Origin of the sequence: Paenibacillus sp. FSL L8-0708, assembly GCF_038009325.1 — a bacterium.
In the GTDB taxonomy this organism is placed as follows: Bacteria; Bacillota; Bacilli; order Paenibacillales; family Paenibacillaceae; genus Paenibacillus_AQ; species Paenibacillus_AQ odorifer.
In genome coordinates, this window is record NZ_JBBPBC010000001.1 from 3685319 (window position 1) to 3705631 (window position 20313).

At 41.1% G+C, this 20313-nt stretch carries 18 protein-coding genes and 1 pseudogene; 13 read left to right on the forward strand and 6 right to left on the reverse strand.

What is annotated here, in order from left to right:
* Positions 1-41 precede the first annotated feature (41 nt).
* Positions 42-683 carry a cell wall hydrolase gene (locus tag NYE58_RS17675; RefSeq protein WP_445671763.1) on the reverse strand — a complete coding sequence of 214 codons (642 nt, stop codon included), beginning with the start codon at positions 681-683 and terminating at the stop codon, positions 42-44.
* A 175-nt stretch (positions 684-858) separates the two neighbouring features.
* On the opposite strand from NYE58_RS17675, the gene NYE58_RS17680 reads away from it, so the two are divergent.
* Positions 859-1410, forward strand: coding sequence for a YdhK family protein (locus tag NYE58_RS17680; protein ID WP_341002500.1), 552 nt, complete (start codon positions 859-861; stop codon positions 1408-1410).
* Positions 1411-1501: 91 nt separating this feature from the next.
* Here the strand turns inward: NYE58_RS17680 and NYE58_RS17685 are convergent, their stop codons facing one another.
* Positions 1502-3136, reverse strand: coding sequence for an MDR family MFS transporter (locus NYE58_RS17685; RefSeq protein WP_076276465.1), 1635 nt, complete (start codon positions 3134-3136; stop codon positions 1502-1504).
* 29 nt (positions 3137-3165) lie between these two features.
* Positions 3166-3594 (reverse strand): MarR family winged helix-turn-helix transcriptional regulator, encoded by a 429-nt coding sequence (locus NYE58_RS17690; RefSeq protein ID WP_036678010.1) that lies wholly within the window; start codon positions 3592-3594, stop codon positions 3166-3168.
* Positions 3595-3862: 268 nt separating this feature from the next.
* On the opposite strand from NYE58_RS17690, the gene NYE58_RS17695 reads away from it, so the two are divergent.
* From NYE58_RS17695 to NYE58_RS17725, 7 genes and pseudogenes are all read left to right on the forward strand, one after another.
* Positions 3863-4924 carry an AAA family ATPase gene (locus tag NYE58_RS17695; protein ID WP_076190418.1) on the forward strand — a complete coding sequence of 354 codons (1062 nt, stop codon included), beginning with the start codon at positions 3863-3865 and terminating at the stop codon, positions 4922-4924.
* A gap of 2 nt (positions 4925-4926) precedes the next feature.
* Positions 4927-6726, forward strand: coding sequence for a vWA domain-containing protein (locus tag NYE58_RS17700; RefSeq protein WP_076276467.1), 1800 nt, complete (start codon positions 4927-4929; stop codon positions 6724-6726).
* Between the two features lie 36 nt (positions 6727-6762).
* A pseudogene (locus tag NYE58_RS17705) lies at positions 6763-7225 on the forward strand (NUDIX hydrolase).
* Positions 7226-7297: 72 nt separating this feature from the next.
* The gene (locus tag NYE58_RS17710; RefSeq protein WP_076276468.1) at positions 7298-8368 is read left to right on the forward strand and encodes a stalk domain-containing protein; all 1071 of its coding nucleotides are present in this window, start codon (positions 7298-7300) and stop codon (positions 8366-8368) included.
* 171 nt (positions 8369-8539) lie between these two features.
* Positions 8540-10405 carry an acyltransferase family protein gene (locus NYE58_RS17715; RefSeq protein WP_341002501.1) on the forward strand — a complete coding sequence of 622 codons (1866 nt, stop codon included), beginning with the start codon at positions 8540-8542 and terminating at the stop codon, positions 10403-10405.
* Positions 10406-10495: 90 nt separating this feature from the next.
* On the forward strand, positions 10496-11002 hold the full coding sequence (locus tag NYE58_RS17720) for an RNA polymerase sigma factor (RefSeq protein WP_076125785.1): 507 nt from the start codon (positions 10496-10498) through the stop codon (positions 11000-11002).
* A gap of 1 nt (position 11003) precedes the next feature.
* On the forward strand, positions 11004-11891 hold the full coding sequence (locus NYE58_RS17725; RefSeq protein ID WP_341002502.1) for an RsiV family protein: 888 nt from the start codon (positions 11004-11006) through the stop codon (positions 11889-11891).
* A gap of 848 nt (positions 11892-12739) precedes the next feature.
* Here NYE58_RS17725 and NYE58_RS17730 read toward each other — a convergent pair.
* Positions 12740-13324, reverse strand: a complete 585-nt coding sequence (locus tag NYE58_RS17730; protein WP_076190412.1) for an AAA family ATPase — start codon at positions 13322-13324, stop codon at positions 12740-12742.
* Positions 13325-13555: 231 nt separating this feature from the next.
* Here NYE58_RS17730 and NYE58_RS17735 point away from each other — a divergent pair, with 231 nt between their 5' ends.
* Positions 13556-15112: an ABC-F family ATP-binding cassette domain-containing protein gene (locus NYE58_RS17735; protein WP_341002503.1), complete on the forward strand. Its 1557-nt coding sequence runs from the start codon at positions 13556-13558 to the stop codon at positions 15110-15112.
* Positions 15113-15387: 275 nt separating this feature from the next.
* Here NYE58_RS17735 and NYE58_RS17740 read toward each other — a convergent pair whose 3' ends face one another.
* Positions 15388-16254 carry a helix-turn-helix domain-containing protein gene (locus tag NYE58_RS17740; RefSeq protein ID WP_076217535.1) on the reverse strand — a complete coding sequence of 289 codons (867 nt, stop codon included), beginning with the start codon at positions 16252-16254 and terminating at the stop codon, positions 15388-15390.
* 231 nt (positions 16255-16485) lie between these two features.
* Entirely contained in the window at positions 16486-18153 is a 1668-nt protein-coding gene (locus NYE58_RS17745) for a ribonuclease J (protein WP_256715769.1), read from the reverse strand.
* Positions 18154-18276: 123 nt separating this feature from the next.
* On the opposite strand from NYE58_RS17745, the gene NYE58_RS17750 reads away from it, so the two are divergent.
* The 4 genes from NYE58_RS17750 to NYE58_RS17765 all read left to right on the forward strand — a co-directional run bounded on the left by NYE58_RS17750 (position 18277) and on the right by NYE58_RS17765 (position 20121).
* Positions 18277-18753: a GNAT family N-acetyltransferase gene (locus NYE58_RS17750; RefSeq protein ID WP_076184542.1), complete on the forward strand. Its 477-nt coding sequence runs from the start codon at positions 18277-18279 to the stop codon at positions 18751-18753.
* A gap of 117 nt (positions 18754-18870) precedes the next feature.
* Positions 18871-19404, forward strand: coding sequence for a TetR/AcrR family transcriptional regulator (locus tag NYE58_RS17755; RefSeq protein ID WP_081387451.1), 534 nt, complete (start codon positions 18871-18873; stop codon positions 19402-19404).
* 13 nt (positions 19405-19417) lie between these two features.
* Positions 19418-19744, forward strand: a complete 327-nt coding sequence (locus NYE58_RS17760) for a DMT family transporter (RefSeq protein WP_339248664.1) — start codon at positions 19418-19420, stop codon at positions 19742-19744.
* Between the two features lie 17 nt (positions 19745-19761).
* Positions 19762-20121, forward strand: a complete 360-nt coding sequence (locus NYE58_RS17765; protein WP_339248665.1) for a DMT family transporter — start codon at positions 19762-19764, stop codon at positions 20119-20121.
* The last annotated feature ends 192 nt before the right edge of the window (positions 20122-20313 follow it).

Consider the following 20313-nt stretch of genomic DNA (forward strand, 5'->3'; position numbering starts at 1 on the left):
TAGTTAGATCGGCTTTTGTTGATCTTAGCTATTTGATGCGTTTAACTTGCAAATATATGTTTACCAATTTTTAAGTTTTGCAGACGTGACCAAATCCATGCACTAGTTGCTGTATCGGGATTGAAATAATAGATTGAATGGTTTGTGGGGTCCCAACCTCGAACAGCATCAAGAGCAGCTAAATAAGCTGTCTGATTTGGTGTAAGCCAATACTGGCCGTCAGATACGGCTGTGAAAGCTCCTTTTTGGAATACAACTTCATTAATATTGTCAGGAAATTGACTAGATTGTATACGATTCATGACTACTGCACCCACTGCAACTTGTCCAACATAAGGCTCACCGCGAGACTCACTGTAGATAACTTTAGCCAAAATATCCATTTCATTAATATTAAGTGTGTGTTTTTTTAAAATATTCCAAGTTTTTGTCCCCGAAATTCCATCAGCGCTTATGCCATAGGCCTTTTGAAATTTAGCAACCGCTGCTTTCGTTTGTGATCCGTATACCCCATCTAAGGGCTCAGTATAGAAATCAAGGGTTTTTAATCTATATTGTAGATCCCATACATCTCCTGAAGAACTTCCTATGGTTAATAGCGGAGCTGCATTAGCAGAACCGATCATAGTAGCCATGCTCACCAGACCCAAAAGAAGCAACAAAGTGAATATTTTGGTCTTCATTATAGTAGCCTCCTTTCAGAAAACATTATAAATATAGTTTAATCATTGAGACAACATTCATTTAATGGAAAATAAATTACTGTTTTACAAACTGTAAATCCTTAGTTCCGTTTGTGATTTTCTGAAATGGGTAAAATAATACTTATAGGCAGATAAAATTTCGGAGGTCTTTTATATGAAAAAGCAATTATTTCTACTAGTCGTCGCAGCTGCTTTCAGCTTAAGTGCTTGTAGTAATGACAATAGCTATGGCAATCAGATGTCTTCTAACGATACACAAATGGAACATAACTCACATTCAAGTTCAGGTGAAGTTCCAAAAGATCTGAGGGTAGCGGAGAATCCTACTTACAAAGTAGGAAGTGAAGCTGTGATCCAAACTGACCATATGGAAGGGATGAAGGGAGCCATTGCGACAATTGTGGGAGCTTATGAGACGACAGCATATAATGTTTCCTATAGACCTACTACAGGAGGTCAACCGGTCACAAATCATAAGTGGATTATTCATGAAGAAATAAAAGAAGCAGAGGATATATCCTATCAACCAGGCTCAGAGGTTATTATGGAAGCTGATCATATGAAAGATATGAAGGGTGCAACGGCTCAGATTAACTCAGCAGAAAAAACCACTGTCTATATGATTAATTACAAACCTACTACGGGTGGAGATGAAGTGAAAAATCATAAGTGGGTAACAGAAGATGAGCTTTCACCTGTAAAATAATAGATCAACACAAAAACTGCAACTTACTCAGTTACGCATGAGTACGTTGCAGTTTTTGTTGTTTTATAGTCAGCTTCAAAATAATTTGCGGTTAGGCTTTATCCACTGCAAGTTTTGAAGATTTCATGTTTGACAGGTCCTGTTCAGCTTCTTCAGGAACTGGCATTTGGTTAGAAGTACGAAGTGGAAGCTCCTTCAGGAAGAAGACAAGCACGAAAGCTACAACAAGCACAATGGTCCCGGTTAAGAACACGGATGACAATGTCTGTCCTAAAGCATCACGGATACCCTCAATCATTTGTAAGAAGACAGGCTGTACATCGGCTGGCAGACTAGCTTGAGTCTGTTCAAGCAATGGTTTGTTCATTAATGCCTGTGGATTAGCGAAGGAGAGCATTTGCTCAGCAAGTTTTGGATCTATCTGTGTGAAATCCGGTGCTGATGACGATTGCAGAGCTTCCTTCAAGTTTTTAGTAAGACTATTGGACATAACGGTACCCATGACTGCGATACCGATCGTACCGCCTAAATTACGGAATAATTGTGAGGAGGCCGTTACTACACCCAGTTCGGTGTGTGAAACCGCATTTTGAGTAGCTAGTGAGAATACTGGCATCCCCAATCCCAACCCAAGACCAAACACAATCATACTTAGGACAGCCATCGGTACATTATTCATAAATACCATAATTGTCATACCGGCAATCATAATGGGTATTCCAATTAATGCGTAACGTTTATACTTCCCTTTTTTCGCCATCTTTTGACCGGTAAGGGCACTGGCTACAACCATAACGATCGACATTGGCATAGTAACATACCCTGCATATGTCGCGGAGATCCCCAGAACACCTTGTACGAAGAAGGAAAGATAGATCATAGCTCCCATCATACCGAAGTTCATAATAAAACCAATAATATTAGATATGGTAACTACACTATTCTTAAATAGATGAAGCGGGAGAATTGGATTTTTAGCTTTGGATTCGACAAAAATAAAGAGAAGTGCCGAAACGACTGTTCCCGCCAACAGGCCGAGAATTTGCGAAGAACCCCAATCATATTCTGTACCTGCCCAGGTGAAGGCAAGCAGTAGAGGAACGATGGTAGTTGTCATTAACAAGGAACCTAAATAGTCGATGCTGGTTGACTCTCCGCGTTTGCCTTTAGGAAATAAGGTAAGAATCATCACGAAGGCCACTACACCAAGCGGTAGGAAGATCCAGAACAGCCAATGCCAATCCATATTGTCGATCAAAAAGCCTCCAAGCGTTGGTCCAAGCACACTGGAGAAACCGAATACGGCCATCATCAACCCCATCCATTTACCACGTTCACGCGGAGGGAATAAGTCACCTACGGCAGTAAATGCGGTGGATTGAATAATACCTGCACCTACCCCTTGAATCCCACGATAAATGATAAATTGATAAACATCGGAAGATGTTCCTGTCAGAAAAGCCCCAACCATAAATAATAGAATTCCTGCTAATAGAAAGGGTTTACGTCCGAACATATCAGATAACTTACCGACAAGAACGGTTGCTATTGTTGATGTTAATAAATAAATGTTAATAGTCCAAGTATAGTAATCCATGCCATCAAGAATTGCGATTATACGCGGCATAGCAGTACTTGTAATTGTCTGATTAATCGCTGCGAACAGCATTGCAGCCATAATAGCTATCATAATACTAAGTTTTCGTTTGCTGGATAAATGTTCCATTCGATTGTTTCCCCGCCACTTTTTAAATTTTATCTTTTGTCTAAATCAGAAATTATAACTGCGAAAATTCTTCTTAAATGCTCAATATCTTCATCGGGCAGTATCTTAAAGTAAGATTCCATAAGTTCTTGATGGCGTTCCTGCACCTCTTTAATCGTTGCTTCTCCTTTCTGCGTAATGGTGATGTGTACCACTCTTCGATCATCCTTGGCGCGTTCCTTATTTACGTAATCTTCAGCGATTAATTGGTCTGTTACGCCTGTAATTGCTGCTGAGGTAATACCAAGAGCTGCAGCAATCTGTGATACGTTTTGTGGACCGTTCTTAGATAAAGTCCTGAGGGTTTTGAACTGTGTAATATTTAGGGGGTAGTCTTGTTTGTTCCAATCTTGAGAGATTCCTTTTAAAAAGGATTTGAACATAGTAGAAATCTGAAGAAAATCTTCATTATTAGCCAAATCACGCCTCCTAAAGTTATGAAATAGGGCGGAATAAGTAATTCCGTTAAATTTTAGATAACAACTAAATGATTAACTACTTAATTATTAAAGCGTGAAACAATATATCATCCTTTTTTATATCTCGTCAAGAAAAGGTTTGTTTTTTCGAATGAAATAGAGTGGGTTGATAATATTGTTGTTGAAGTTCGTTCCTGAGCTAATGAATTATTTGTTATACTGTGTATAGTTATCGTTATTATCATTACATTAAAAAAGGAGCATTTATTTGAATCTAGCAACTCCTGTAACACCTATTCAACTTATGCAAGTACTTCTAAACGTTTCTGTGATTCGCCCTGTTTTTATCTGGGGGGCGCCTGGTATTGGGAAATCTTCGCTAGTAGAAGCTTTTGCTGATCAGGTGGGTCTTCCTTGTGTGTCTCTATTAGGTTCTCAATTAGCACCTGAAGACATCATTGGAGTCCCGCAAATCGTTAACGGTAAGAGCCAATTCTGTCCTCCAAAAATGATTGCTCGGGATGAACCTTATTGTTTGTTCCTGGACGAGCTTAATGCCTGTTCTCAAGAAGTGCAAAAAGCTTTTTATAGTCTCATCCACGAACGCCGCATAGGCGATTATCACCTACCTGAGGGCTCTATAGTAATAGGAGCTGGTAACCGTGCACAAGATAGTGCAATTGTTAAACCTATGTCCTCCGCGCTTATCAATCGGATGTTCCATATACAGTTAAATGTATCGTTTCAAAATTGGATCTCTTGGGCATATGAGCATAACATTCATCCTATGGTTATTGAATATCTGGAATTGCGTCCCGATCATTTGTGGAGTGCACCTCCAAAGACTGAAGAGCCTTTCTCCACGCCACGCTCTTGGCATATGCTTAGTGATGCACTACATGAGTTTGGCGATGATATAAATGCGGATACCGTGGGGATTTTAGCGAATGGTTCACTGACACCTGCTCACGCCACACAATTCAGGGCTTTTTATAAAAATCTAACTGGAAAATATGAACTTAATCAAATTATAGATGGTAAATCCTCATTTCCAACGGCTCCAGAAGATCGGGATCTCCTGTATTTCCTGGCGCAATCCTTGCGTGCCCAGATTATCAAAGAACTCCCTCCGATTAAAGATAACGTACGAGATGGACATCGCCAATTTGCACACACTGTTAAAAAGCTGATTAAAGACTTGTCCGTCATTAGCTTCGAAATTGCACAGCTAGTAGTTGCTAAGCAGGAACAAAGTGATAATATTCCAGATTGGTTAATGGTTGAAATTGTACGTGATTTACCACGTCTTGCAATAAAAGAGCGGGGGTAAATATGGCTAAAAAAACAACTCCAGATAATCCCGCTTTGAAAAATTTTAATGAAGCATGTTCGTTAATCGCGGATCATCCTATTTTTGCGCCGTTATCTGTTCGAGCTTCGATTATTCATAATGAAAATAGTCCCTATCCTGAAGACGGCTGGGCAATTGTCACTAATAACGGTTATATTTACACTCATCCTAAAAGGCGTGGCGAGGTTGCTGAATGGATATACGTTTTGGCACATTGTTTTCTTCATTTAGGTCTTGGACATTTAAAGATTAAAGAGAATCAAGTGGCGTGGAACGTTGCATGTGATGTGTACATAGCAAAGTTTTTAAATGACTTGAAGCTTGGAAAAGTACCCGCAGATATGGAGTCGCGAATTGATCTTACAATTAAAGATGAACAACAGCTTTACGAGCAGTTTATGATAAAAGGAATTCCGGACACCTCCAGATATTTTGGGACCGCGGGTGTTTCAAAACTGGATATGAATGTTAGAGAAACCACCAAAAGATACTGGGGAAAAGCACCGGATTGGGAAGCCTATTTTGCTTATGGGTTATCTAATGCTGTGACGAATGCAGTAAGTGTTGCTGGAGGCCATGCTAATACTATTAGTGACCCTACACTTTCATTAACCGCTCCACAACGTGCAAAACGATGGTTTATGGATAGATATCCTTTATTAGGTGCGCTTGCCGCCGGCTTTGAGATTATAGAAGATCCAGCGATATGTCGGCGATTTGATATTTCCATAGCTGCCATTGACGTTATTGAGCGCAAAATATTTATGAACCCTGCAGCCGGACTAAACGATGAGGAGTGTATTTTCGTGATGGCGCATGAGCTTCTGCACGCGGGGCTTCAGCATCACGAGCGATGTCTTGGCCGGGATCATTATCTTTGGAATGTGGCTTGTGACTACGTAATAAATCTATGGCTAGTAGAAATGAGTGTAGGGGAGTATCCGCGAATTGGACTCTTATTAGATCCTGAGCTTAAAGGTTTATCTGCTGAAACGATTTATGATCGTATGGTCGGAGATATCCGCACTTATAAGAAACTGGCAACCTTGAGAGGGAATGGACTTGGTGACATTTTAGATAACGGTTCATCAAGTTTTTGGGATGCGAGAGAAGGACAGACACTAGATGATTTCTGTAAAAATGCTATGCAACAAGGACTGATGTATCATGAAGAGCAAAGCCGCGGTCTTTTGCCATCAGGCCTAGTTGAAGAGATTAGAGCGCTAGGCCAGCCACCTATTAAATGGGATGTAGAGCTTGCTCGGTGGTTTGATCATTATTTTTCACCGCTTGAGAAGACCAGATCTTATTCACGAATTAGCAGACGTCAATCTTCTACACCTGATATCCCTCGACCACAGTGGGTTCATAGCGGTGCTGCAGATGATGGCCGTACTTTTGGAGTTATTTTAGATACCTCAGGCTCAATGGATAAAAAGCTTCTGGCCAAAGCATTAGGAGCCATTTCAAGTTATGCGCAGGCTCGTGATGTTCCTTTTGCACGGATTATCTTTTGTGATGCTTGTCCTTATGATGCAGGTTACATGCCCCCGGAGGCTATCTCGGATCGGGTACAAGTGAAGGGAAGAGGGGGAACGATCTTACAACCAGCTATTGATTTGATTCAACAAGCTGAGGATTTTCCGAAAAAAGGACCACTTCTAATTATTACAGATGGTTATTGTGACAAGCTGACCCTTAAAAGAGACCATGCTTATATTTTGCCCAAGGGAAATGACTTACCTTTCTCACCCAAAGGACCTGTATTCAGAATAAATTAAGGCTTAGAATAAATTTAGAGCGAGGTAACAATGGATATGAATCCCCCCAAACATATTCTTTCAGCAGCTACAGTTGTATTCAATGATCAAGAAGAAATCTTATTAATAAAAGGTCCACGTAGAGGCTGGGAGTTGCCAGGCGGACAGGTTGAAGAGGAGGAGTCCCTTATAGAAGCAGCAATCAGGGAAGCCAAAGAAGAATCGGGCATTGATATAGAGATAAATAAGTTCTGCGGAGTTTTTCAAAATGTTGATCGATCTATTTGTACTAACCTATTTCTAGGGAAAGCCATCGGCGGCGAACCTGCTACTAGTTCCGAGAGCTTAGAAGTTGGTTTTTTTTTCGATAGAACAAGCATTGGAAATGGTCACATGGAAAAACCTCAGACTGCGGCTGGAGTATTGTCTAAATGATGAGGTGCAGCCTTTTTACGTAGAGTTACGGGGTACAGAAGTTGAAGAAATTATATTTAAATTAGAAAACCAGCAAACTTTTTAGAGGTCCTCCTGCGTCCTAGCTAATGAGTGTCATCGGAAGGCACTTATAAATAGAGATGGAGGATGACGAGATATGAACAAAAGAACAAAAAATCTATTTAAAATGAGTGCAGTTGGATGTGTAGCCATTATGGGAGTGAGTGCAGCTTCTTTACCGGTTCATGCTATGGTTTCCACACAAGTAACAGCTAATGTTTCTGCGGCTTTACCGTCGAAGGCACCAGCCCTTGCTGGCATAAAAGTGCAAGAAAAAGTACTTAACACAACAAGTAAATACCTGATTGCAGATTTAAAAGTACCACAGCTAACAGGAATGCTGGATACTCATTATCAAGATGAACTGAACGATATTATCCTCTCTCATGCTGAAAAGGATCTGGCACAGTGGGAGGAAGACGCCGCAGAAATGGGCAAAAAAGCACAGGCTGATCAAATGGAATATCATCCTTATAATCTTTACATTACTTATGATCTGAAATCAGATGGAACAGGTTCTCCAGCAGGCGTTATCTCCTTGACTGTTACTACTGAAGGTTCTGAAGGTGGAACAAGCATGCCGCGGATCGATACTTATAATGTGAAAAATATAGCTGAGGCAGAACCTGTTGCACTAACGGATCTACTGGGCGCTAACTACAAAGAGAAGCTCGATGCAGACATTCTGGCAGCGATTAAAAAGGATTCAGATAAATATTTCTTAGAAGAGTACACAGGAACTTCAACTGAGCAGTCGTTCTATATCGATAAAGGTAACTTAGTAATCGTATTCCCTAAATACAGCATTGCGCCAGGTTATGTAGGTTCACCAGAGTTTCGGTTCAGCTTAAATCATAGTTCAACTGATACAACTAAGCTTGATTTGAAAAAAGTAGCTACTTTCACGAATAAGAAAGGCGTGCTCATGGTATCGCTTCGTGATGTGGCCAGTCAACTAAACTATGAATTGAAATGGAATCAGTCTACCAAAACCGCTGAGTTGATGAAAGGAGCACAGTGGACAAGTGTTACGCTTAACAAAGATTCATACTTCTTCGCAAAAATGACTCCTAAAGCTTTAGGTGCCGCACCTGTTCTGCAAGATAACAAAACCTATGTACCTGTTCAATTCGTATCAGAAATTCTTCAGGTTGAAGTTCAGAAATAACCATTTAGAAGTTTGTGAAAGTAGTTTGATTTATTAAAAACATCCCGCAGGGTAATTCTTGCGCGGGTGTTTTTTTACTTTTGATAACAGATTAGCCAGTTTAAAGAACTTTTTGAACTGCTCCTGCGTCCTGCCTATGAACAACAAATTAAGGGTAAGGACTGAAACAGAATGAATGACAACAAGCGTTATATGCCTGGTATTGATGGACTAAGAGCTTTTTCCGTACTCGCTGTCATAGCCTATCATTTGAATTTGAAATGGGCTGGGGGTGGACTGCTGGGAGTGGGAATCTTTTTTGTGATCTCGGGTTATCTCATCACAGACCAAATCATTAACCAATGGGAGCGTCATCGAAGATTGGACCTTCTGGACTTTTGGATACGTAGAGCACGGAGGTTGCTGCCGGCGACGATAGTCATGCTGATCGTTGTCACCATATGGCTCTTAATCATAGATCCCACGAGATTAAATGGGCTGACAGGAGATTTCATGTCATCACTATTTTACGTTAATAACTGGTGGTTAATATTTCATGATGTTTCGTACTTCGAAAGTTTTGGACCTCCTTCTCCGATCGGACATTTATGGTCACTTTCTATTGAAGAACAGTTTTATATTCTATGGCCGCTGCTGCTCGTATTAGGACTAACGATCATACCTCGTCGAGGTAAACTTATTGCCTGGATTCTGGCTTGTGCTGCTGTCTCAGCTTTAGCCATGGCTATGTTCTATGTACCGGGCACAGATCCAAGCAGGGTCTATTATGGAACAGATACTCGCATATTTGCACTTCTAATTGGAGCGGCGCTTGCTGTTGCATGGCCTAGTCAGAAACTTAAAAATACAGTCACAAAAAGATCTCGTTATATGTTTGATATCATTGGTGCTCTGGGACTGCTGGTATTAATGGTGCTAGTTTACCGGGTTAACGAGTTTGATGAATCACTATATCGGGGTGGATTTTTGATCATCTCTATCATTACTGCAGTAGTGATTGCCGTGCTTGCTCATCCTGCCAGCTCTCTTGGACGGAAAATGGGCTGTAAACCCTTGCGATGGATAGGTGTACGTTCATATAGCTTATACCTTTGGCATTATCCCGTAATAATTCTTACCAGCCCTAATGGGAATCCAGATGAGAGCGGCGTGCTTCGAATTATCCTTCAGTTAGCAGGAAGTTTTCTACTGGCAGCCTTATCATACAAATATGTGGAGGAGCCGCTCCGGCGGGGATCATTAAGAGATATTTGGAACCATAGGAGTGCAAAACAACGCCGCAGCTACCGCCCAGTCTTTCTTATGACCATGATCTTTTTGATTCTTATTCCGATTGCCTGCAATGGATATTTATCCAACGCTGAATCTGACACACTTCCAATCGAAGTTGCAGATAAGCAGAATGTACAGCAAGAGAGAACAGCGCAAGATCCAATAGATCACAATTCATTGGTACCACCTGTAGAAAAAAATACGACTGATGTTGAGAAGCAAAAACCTGACACTGAAGAGCAACAAGTTGAACCAGAAGGAAACATAGCGGTAACCGGGAAAAATCAAACCGGAAAGAATATTACGGCCATTGGCGATTCTGTCATTTTGGATGCAGCACCATTTTTGGTAGAAAGTCTCCCTGGTATTGTCATCGATGGAAAGGTCGGCAGACAGATGATGCAGGCACAGGAGGTAATTGATCAGCTTAGAGCACAAGGACGGTTAGGGGAGCGGATGATCATAGAGCTGGGAACGAATGGAGCTTTTAACTCCAAGCAATTACGTAAACTACTAAACTCGTTAAGCGATGCGGAGCAGATTATTTTGGTCAATACACGTGTGCCGAGAAAGTGGGAGCAGACTGTGAATTCCACCCTTTCAAAAGTTTCCAGTGAATTCAGGAATACGACCATAGTAGACTGGTACTCAGCTAGTGAAGGAAAAGACGACTACTTCTACAAAGATGGTATTCATTTGAAACGTGAGGGTGCCAAGTATTATGCATCAATTCTAATTAAAGCTTTGGAAAAAGAAAATAAATAATTTATTTGGAATCTCCAAACTTTTTTATACTCACCAAACGTCTTACTCCTGTTACAACACCAGATCACAAACAGAGAAGGATAATCGACCATGTTGAATAGGAAAACCGAGAAAATATTGACGCGATGTATCAAAGAAAACAAAGAAAATGTATACCGGCTTGCTTACAGTTATGTGAAAAACAAAGAGGATGCCCTCGACATTGTGCAGGATTCTATTTATAAAGCGATGACACGAATGGATTTGCTAAAGGATCACGATGCCGTGAAAAGCTGGTTTTACAGGATTGTCGTGAATACTTCCTTAGACTTTTTGCGCAGAAACAAGAAGGTTCAGACGATGGAGCCAGAGATAATAGAAACCTATAGTCCGGCTGTTGAGGATAGCTATACAGATATGGATTTGAAAAGAACACTGGAAGAGTTGCCGGCGAAATACCGAAGTGTGATCGTGCTTAGATATTTTGAGGATATGAAGATTAATGAAGTGGCTGAAGTTCTTAACGAGAACACCAATACAATAAAGACAAGGCTGTATCAGGCCCTTCAGTTATTGCGGGTGAAGCTGAATGATGAAGCCTTAAAGGAGATAAAGTAAGATGGACGAAAGAATACAAGAATTACATAAAGAGTATACCGATATTCCCATTCCGGATGAACTTGATTTGATTGTAAACCGTTCTATAAAGCAGTCACTTAAAGCCAATAGAAAAAAACACACGACAACTAAGTGGGTGGCTAGTGTTGGTGCGGCCGCAGTTATTTTTCTAGTAGCCATAAACACCAGTACAACCGTAGCTAGTGCATTATCTTCCATTCCAGGCGTAGATCGGATAATAAAAGTGCTGACTATTAAAGAATACGTTGTAGAAGAAGAGAACTACGATGCAAATATCAAGGTTCCAGCCGTTACGGATATGGAAAATAAAGAACTGGAGCTTGGATTGAACAGCAAATATTTAAGTGAGAATAAAGCACTATACGAAAAGTTCCAAGCGGAGATCGAAGCGTTGAAGGAACAAGGTGGGGGCCATTTGGGGCTGGATGTAGGTTATGAAGTGAAAACGGATAATGAGCGCATTTTCTCCATTGGCAGATATGTTGAGGAAACCGCTGGTTCATCTTCAATGGAAGTTACTTTTGATACGATAGACAAAGAGAACCAGATCCTTATTACATTGCCAATGCTATTTAAAGATGATCAATACATTGAACGCATCAGCGAAAATATTAAAGAACAGATGATTGCTCAAATGAAAGCAGACTCTGAGAAAGTTTACTGGATCCCTGAGTATGGCGATGATGTACCAACGGATCAGTTTACCTCCATTACGAAGAATCAGAGCTTTTATATCAACACCGAAGGTAAGCTTGTGATTGTGTTTAACAAATACGATGTCGCACCGGGTTATATGGGCTCCGTTGAATTTGTGATACCAACCGCGGTGCTTGCTGATGATTTGGTCAGTCAGAAGTATATTCAATAAAAGAATTGTGGGAATAACGTCATCTGCGGTCCGAAACTCTGCACAAAAGGTGATAAAAGCGGAAATAACGTCATCTGAGTCCGAAAGTTTAGCCAAGGCTTTTTGTCCAAACCTCAAACATCGTTTGCTCTCATTATTTGACGCGAACGCTGCTGCTATCGGACTCAGCTGACCCTAAGCGCAGCATTATCGCACTTTTGCAATCCTAACGGACCGCATCGTCGCTATTGGCACGAAAACCATCCCCCAAGCGCACTTTTCTAACGAATAGCTGCACTGGGGTCCGAAACTCTGCACAAAAGGGGATATAAGCGGAAATAAGGTCATCTGGGTCCGAAACCCTAACCAAAACTCTTCGTCAAAGCCTCAAACATCGTTTGATGTCATTATTTTACGGGGGACGCAGCAGCTAACGGACTCAGCTGACCCTAAACGCAGCATTATCGCACTTTTGCAATCCTAACGGACCGCATCGTCGCTATTGGCACGAAAAACACTCCCCAAGCAAACTTTTCTAACAAATAGCTGCACTGGGGTCCGAAACTCTGCACAAAAGGGGATAAATGTGGAAATAAGGTCATCTGAGACCGAAAGTTTAGGCAAGGCTCTTTGTCCAAACCTCAAACATCGTTTGCTCTCATTATTTGACGCGAACGCTGCTGCTATCGGACTCAGCTGACCCTAAACGCAGCATTATCGCACTTTTGCAATTCTATCGGACCGCATCGTCTCTATTGGCACGGAAAACACGCCCCAAGCGCACTTTTCTAACGAATAGCTGCACTGGAGTCCGAAACTCTGCACAAAAGGTGATAAATGTGGAAATAAGGTCATCTGGGTCCGAAAGTTTAGCCGTATATAAATTGTTCTACCGCCGCAACAGTAGCATTGATATCCGGGTTAGAATTGTCGATCAACGCAATATTTTCAGCCGGGAGCGGCCATTCTACCGTACGGTTGCCAAGAGAAGTGCGGAATTCATTCCAATGCTGGAACTTCCATTCATCTAGTGGTGATTGTCTGTCTTGAATTCGTTCAAGGTACAATTCCTCGTTGGCTAACCCTACCAAGACAACCTTGACCTCAACATCATGAAGGGAACGCCCGATCCGAGCTAACTCATGGCTGATCCAGTCAGGATTGGCCGCCTCTTTGGTAAAGGGACCAACTACAAAAGCATCGACGTCCAAGCCTATATTATCCAGCGCAGCATCCATAGTGATTCGATAACCTAAATCGCGGCATAACCTTTTGTACTCAGCTGAGTCTCTATCTGCCGGATCCAGTCCGTGTAAAGTCATTATCGCGTCAGCAGCAGGCCGTAGTAGAATATCCATATCGAAAAAAGGTATTTTGCGCCGCGAAGCAATCGCTTTAGCTAACGTTGTTTTGCCTGCTCCAGCTGGACCAAGAAAAAATACAAGTTTATTCATTTCTAATTCTCCTTAGTTCTCAAGTCAACTCCAATATGTATCTATGCATACTATCATATAAAAGATGACGAGCAATCGCCAGCGTAATCCCATTCTCGGCAAATGACGGTCCACAAAACTAGAATTGCTCGCGGATTAGCCCATAAAATGATAATTTTTTGCTTCTCCATTGAGTTTTTAGCTAATCCTGCTTATAATATAGCGAGAAAAATAAGAAAAAGGTGTCCATAAATGAGCATATTAAATGTTGAAGGATTAAGTCATGGCTTTGGAGATCGTGCGATCTTTAAGGATGTTTCATTCCGTCTCCTAAAAGGCGAGCATATCGGATTATTCGGCGCTAACGGCGAAGGAAAATCCACTTTTATGAATATTGTTACAGGCAAACTGCAACCTGATGAAGGTAAAGTCGAATGGTCCAAGCGGGTGCGTGTTGGCTACCTCGATCAGCATGCAGTGTTAACCAAAGGAATGACGATTCAAGATGTACTCAGAAGTGCTTTCCAGTACCTGTTCGATCTTGAGCAAGAGATGAACGATATGTATGGCAGAATGGGTGACGTTTCACCTGAAGAGCTGGAAAAGCTGCTTGAAGAAGTAGGTACCATCCAAGATACACTTACAAATCAAGACTTTTACATGATCGATGCGAAAGTACAAGAAACCGCGCGTGGACTAGGGATTACTGACATTGGATTGGATCGCGATGTAGCCGATCTTAGTGGTGGTCAACGTACCAAAATCTTGCTTGCTAAGCTATTGCTTGAAAAACCAGATATTTTGCTCCTCGATGAGCCTACTAACTATTTGGATGAGCAGCATATTGAATGGCTGAGACGTTACCTTCAAGAGTATGATAATGCTTTTATTCTGATCTCACATGATATGCCATTCTTGAATAGTGTTATCAACCTGATCTACCATATGGAAAATCAAAAGCTGACCCGATATGTGGGTGATTATGAGCAGTTCCAACAAGTCTACGAAATGAGAAAACAGCAGCTTGAATCTGCCTATAATCGCCAAAAGCAAGAAATAGCAGAGCTGAAGGATTTCGTAGCTCGTAACAAAGCCAGCGTGGCTACCCGTAACATGGCGATGTCCAGACAGAAGAAACTCGACAAGATGGAGATCATCGAGATTGCCAAGGAGAAACCGAAACCCCAGTTTAACTTTAAAGAAGGTAAAACTGCCGGCAAGATGATTTTCGAAGCAAAAGAATTGGTTATCGGCTACGACTCTCCATTGTCCAGACCGCTTAATTTGTTGATGGAGCGTGGACAGAAGATCGCGTTGGTTGGGGCAAACGGAATTGGTAAAACAACTTTACTGCGCAGCATTTTAGGTGAAATCTCTGCTTTGTCCGGTTCGGTAGAACGTGGATACCATCAGGAGATTGGCTATTTTGAGCAAGAGATGAAGGAAGGCAATTACAAGACTTGTATTGAGGAAATCTGGGATACATTCCCGTCTCTGTCACAATTCGAAGTACGTGCTGCTCTAGCTAAATGCGGATTAACCACGAAGCATATTGAGAGTAAGATTGCTGTACTAAGTGGTGGGGAAAAAGCTAAAGTTCGTCTATGTAAGCTGATTAATAGCGAAACTAATATTCTTGTATTAGATGAGCCGACGAACCACTTGGATATCGATGCCAAAGATGAACTGAAACGCGCTCTAAAAGCATACAAAGGAAGCATTATTATGATTTCTCACGAACCCGATTTTTATCAGGACATCGTAACCGATATCTGGAATTGCGAAGATTGGACAACGAAAGTATTCTAAGTATACGAGTTCAATTAACGAATCTTAAACAGGATACCTTACTTCGATACTCCGAAGGGTATCCTGTTTTTTATTCCGAGGCACTATCTGCATTAATTGTGGCGATTAAAATTGGCGTCTGAGTAGAAATCAAGATCATCATGTGGAGTGATTCCACTTTCAATGCAGATTTCCAGATAACAAATCCGTCAAAAATTGATGGCCGCCTTAATGATTTTCATAATTAACACAAAGAATAGATCACTCCTCAAAACTTTCCGTCCGATAAGAAGACTTTAGGCTTCAAACTTCAGATTCTGTGGTTCCGTCGGAAATTCTTCTGTCCGTGCACGGGAATCAGTGACGGGAACGTCCAGGCCTACTTCTTCAAATGTGCAGTCATCTAGCCAAATCTTTCCTGATCCCGATAGGAGAATACCAATGTTGATACAATCCGCCTCTGCCGGGATATCCAGCACACAAGCGTAAAAATTCCAGGAAGCAGTTCCTTTAATGCTTCTGTACTGCATGTTGTCAAAACCCAGCATATTCTGGAGCTTGTCATCAATACGCATCCATAAGCCGCACCAGTCGCTGACTTCTTCGGTCCGGATAAAGCCGGCAAACCGCATCCGCTTCCCGAGATAATTTTTTGCATCAAACTGCTGCATTAGAGTACCAAATTCGTTCTCTTCAGGTGGTTCAGTTTCTGCGCATTCCAGTGATACAGAGTTCCTTCCCTTATGGTAAATCTGCATATCTAATGATGCCTTATATTTGCTGGGGGATGTTCCGGTGATGAACCAACCTTTAATTTCGGACATGGTTAATTCCTCTCTTTCCTGAATCAATAGTTTTATCTGCGACCTGTATTGGGCTGGGGGGAGAGCATAAAGTCCTTTAAAAGCTCTTGTAAAAGCCTCTTGACTATCAAAACCATAAAGCAGTGCAATATCTAGAATGCGTTCTTCGGAATAGAGCAGCAGTTGGGCAGCAGAACTCAACCTACGGGAACGAATGTATTCAGCTAAACTTTTGCCGACATATTTCTGAAAGAGCCGGTGGAAATGATATTTGGAGAATCCAGCCTCTTTCGCAATTCTGTCCAGATTCAATTCTTCTTCCAAATGGTTCTCAATAAATTCAATACTATTGTGAATCATCTTGTAATACAGCCTGATCACCTCCCTGGTATTAATATACCTCACCTATTTAAAGGGATTTTGATAATTCTTGCTTAGTTGTACTTCAATATGTAGAGATTTGCATCTGAACCTAATACTATCAGCAGAAGATATAAAAGGAGAGTATAAAACTATAAAACACAAAAAAGGCGAATTCTTACTCATAATGGAGTAAGAATTCGCCAATATCTATTCGATTGCATTCCTACATTAAACCTCAATGATGATTGGAAGAATCATTGGCCGCCGTTTCGTTTTTTCGTATAGGAACTTACTTAATGATTCTTTGATGGTCTGCTTGATGATATTCCATTGGCCGAGATCCGTTTCGTTCATTTTTTTAAGGGTCGATGTTACATGCTGGTTGATCTCGTCCATTAAATTATCGGAGTTACGGACATAAACGAATCCCCTGGAAATAGTGTCTGGCTCGTTTAATAGACGTCCATCGGTTTGGCTCAGTGTAATCACTGTAATCAGAATGCCGTCTGCTGACAGCTGGCGACGATCGCGAAGCACAACATTTCCAATATCTCCGATCCCAAGGCCATCTACTAGAATTTGCCCAGCAGTCACTCGACCGGATTGGCGGACAACACCAGACGATGACTCAACGATGTCTCCATTTTTTAGAATAAAGATATTTTCCGGTTTGACGCCTACCGCCTCCGCTAACAAGCTGTGATGATGCAGCATACGGTATTCACCATGAATCGGAATAAAGTATTCAGGTTTCATTAGAGTCAGCATTAGCTTAAGCTCCTCTTGGCTGCCATGCCCGGAGACGTGAAGCTCACTGCGTGAACCATAGATGACTTTAGCACCCAGCATATATAAATTATCGACAATCCTTGAAACATTCCGTTCATTTCCCGGGATGGGATTGGCTGCGAGCAGCACCGTGTCCCCAGCCTGGATCTCCATCAATCGATGGCTTGAGTTCGCTAAGCGGGATAGTGCGGCCATGGGCTCTCCTTGACTGCCTGTACATAAAACAGTTACCTGTGCCGGAGGGAGCTTAGCAGCTTCTGCAGGTTCGATCAGCATATCGTCCGGAATGTTCAAATAACCGAGTTCTTGGGCCACTCTGACTACATTTACCATACTTCTGCCGAGTAAGGTCAATTTACGTTCAGTTAAATGAGAAGCATCAATGATCTGCTGTAGACGATGTACATTTGAGGCGAAGGTAGAAATAAAAATTCTACGGTCTGCTTTTAAAAAGGCTTCTTCTATGTGAGCGCCAACAAGCTTTTCAGAAGGGGTGAAGCCAGGACGCTCAGCATTAGTGCTTTCTGACAGCAAGATCTTTACACCGTTTTTCCCAATATCGGCCATTTTATGTATATCTGGATACTGCTTGTTGACAGGCGTCATGTCAAATTTGAAGTCTCCCGTATGAACTACGATACCTTCAGGTGTATCGAATACTACGCCAAGGCAATCTGGAATACTATGATTTGTATTAAAAAATGTTGTAGTAATGGCTCCCAGGGTTAACGTAGATTCTGAATTAATACAATGGAGTTTCGTTTGTCGTAAAATTCCATGTTCCCTAAGTTTATTTTCGATTAATCCTAAGGTTAAACGGGAAGCATATATTGGGATATTCAACTGTTTAAGCAGGTAAGGAATCCCGCCGATATGATCCTCATGTCCGTGAGTCACCACCAACGCTTGTACCTTATCAATATTATTTAATAAATACGAAACATCAGGAATAATTAGGTCAATCCCTAAGAGACTTTCATCTGGGAATTTAGAGCCGCAATCAATGACAACAATATCATCTGCGTATTGCAGGATATACATATTTTTACCAATTTCATGAACCCCACCTAATGCTGCAATCGAGAGTTGCTTAGCTGCCATTTTCATTGAAGCCCCTCCTAAATAAATTTCTCTATATTATGTTTGAATCCCATTATAATTATCCATTCTGAAGCTTGATACAATATAATAACTGAAGAAAGCTAATCGAAAGATAGGAGAACGTTACTCATGAATATCAGACTATTACAAATGAAAGATAATAGCTCCATTGAAAAGGTCATTAGGGACTGCCTAATTGAGTTTGGCGGGAATCGCTCGGGTCTAGCCTGGGAGGATGACAGCCTGCATCATTTATCAGATGATTATAATCATAGTGAGAATCGGGCTTATTGGGTTGTCGAAGAGGGAGGGGAAGTATTAGGGGGGTGTGGCATTGCTCCTTTCGGGAATGATGACAAGATATGTGAGTTACAAAAAATGTATTTATCTCAGTCGATTAGAGGTAACGGGATAGCCAAAGAACTTTTAAATACAGCGTTGGACTTTGCTAAGCTTCATTACAACCAATGTTATTTGGAGACACTTCAAAACATGCACGCAGCTAACCGTTTCTATATGAAAAATGGATTTGAGCTTTTGGATGAACCGCTTGCGGGGTCGGAGCATTTCGCTTGTGATGCTTGGTATATTAAAAATTTAATGTGAATTGCTTTAAAAATGTTGGAGGCCTGGATTACCAGGCTTTTTTTGATCTAAGGTAATGATTTTTTATTTGACAATAAAACCGTCCAGACGGTATAGTAAATAACAGAGGTGATTTTCGTGAACAGTAATTCAAAACGAAGTAGTATTTTATTAGCAGCTTCTATAGTAGTTAAAAATAATGGGGTGGAGAAGCTTACGCTTGAAGCCGTTGCCAAAGAAGCCGGGGTCAGTAAAGGTGGACTGCTGCACCATTTTCCGAATAAGGAAGCTTTAATAAAAAGTATGGTGGAAGAATTAACAAGTGATTTTTTCAGTAATGTTCAAGAAAGAGTATCGAACGCATCTAGAGAAACGGGGAAGTGGGGACGAGCGTTTGTTCAGGCGATAGACGACGATCTTAAGGAAGAGCAAGAGATTAGCACCGCGCTTTCGGCTGCTCTTTTTACGAATCCGGATATCCTTAAGAAATTTCAAGATCAATACTCAGTATGGCAAAACAATATAGAGAACGATGGAATAGATCCTGTACGTTCCACAATTGTCAGGCTGGCAGCGGACGGTTTATGGTATTCAGAAATGTTCGGGTTAGGAGCTTTAGATAAGGATTTACGAGATAAAGTAATTCAAGAATTAATAAACATGACGGAGTAAGGAGGGGCTATTGTTGAATTCATATCTGTTACTGGCAACAGCGATTATCTGCGAGGTATTTGGTAGCTCCATGCTTAAGGTTTCTAACGGGTTTAAAAAGATTTTACCTTCAATAGGAGTCGTACTCGGCATGGGTTCAGCCTTTTATTGTCTTTCTTTAGCGCTTTCAACGATTCCACTAGGGACGGCTTATGGTATTTGGTCGGGGGTAGGTACGGCTTTAACTGCGTTAATTGGAGTCATCATTTATAAAGAAAACTTCAATCTGAAAAAACTACTCGGCCTGATTCTTATCATTGGTGGAGTAGTCATTATGAAACTTTCTGGTGGATCTCATTAGAGCTTGGAGGAAATGTTATGAACAAGAATAAGGGTTTTTGGGTACTGGGAGTAGCTATTATAAGCGAAGTAATAGGTACAACTATGCTGAAAATGTCAGAAGGGTTCACACAAATATTGCCTACTATAGGTATTATTATTGGTTTTATTATCGCATTTTATAGTTTGTCCATAAGTCTCAAAGTTTTACCTTTAAGCCTAGCTTATGCGATTTGGGCAGGTGTAGGTACAGTTCTAACCGCAATCGTTGGTATCGTAATATGGGGGGATCCATTTAGTATGCTTACACTTGCAGGCATAGTATTAATAGTTGGAGGTGTGGTTTTATTAAACTCTCCAGATTCAGCTAATGAAAAAGAACTTAAAACGACAAGTTAATCTTCATAAAAAACTAGGGCCTGAGAAATCAGGCCTTTATTTGATGGACGTGATGTTAATAGATTCCATATTTAGGGTAGTTGCGCGATATTGGTATCACATATCTTTTCCGTAGAATTACATCTTATAGCTTGATCCGCTCTTTCTCTATAATGAGAGTGTCTCACATTGAAAGGAGGATCGGTTGTTATT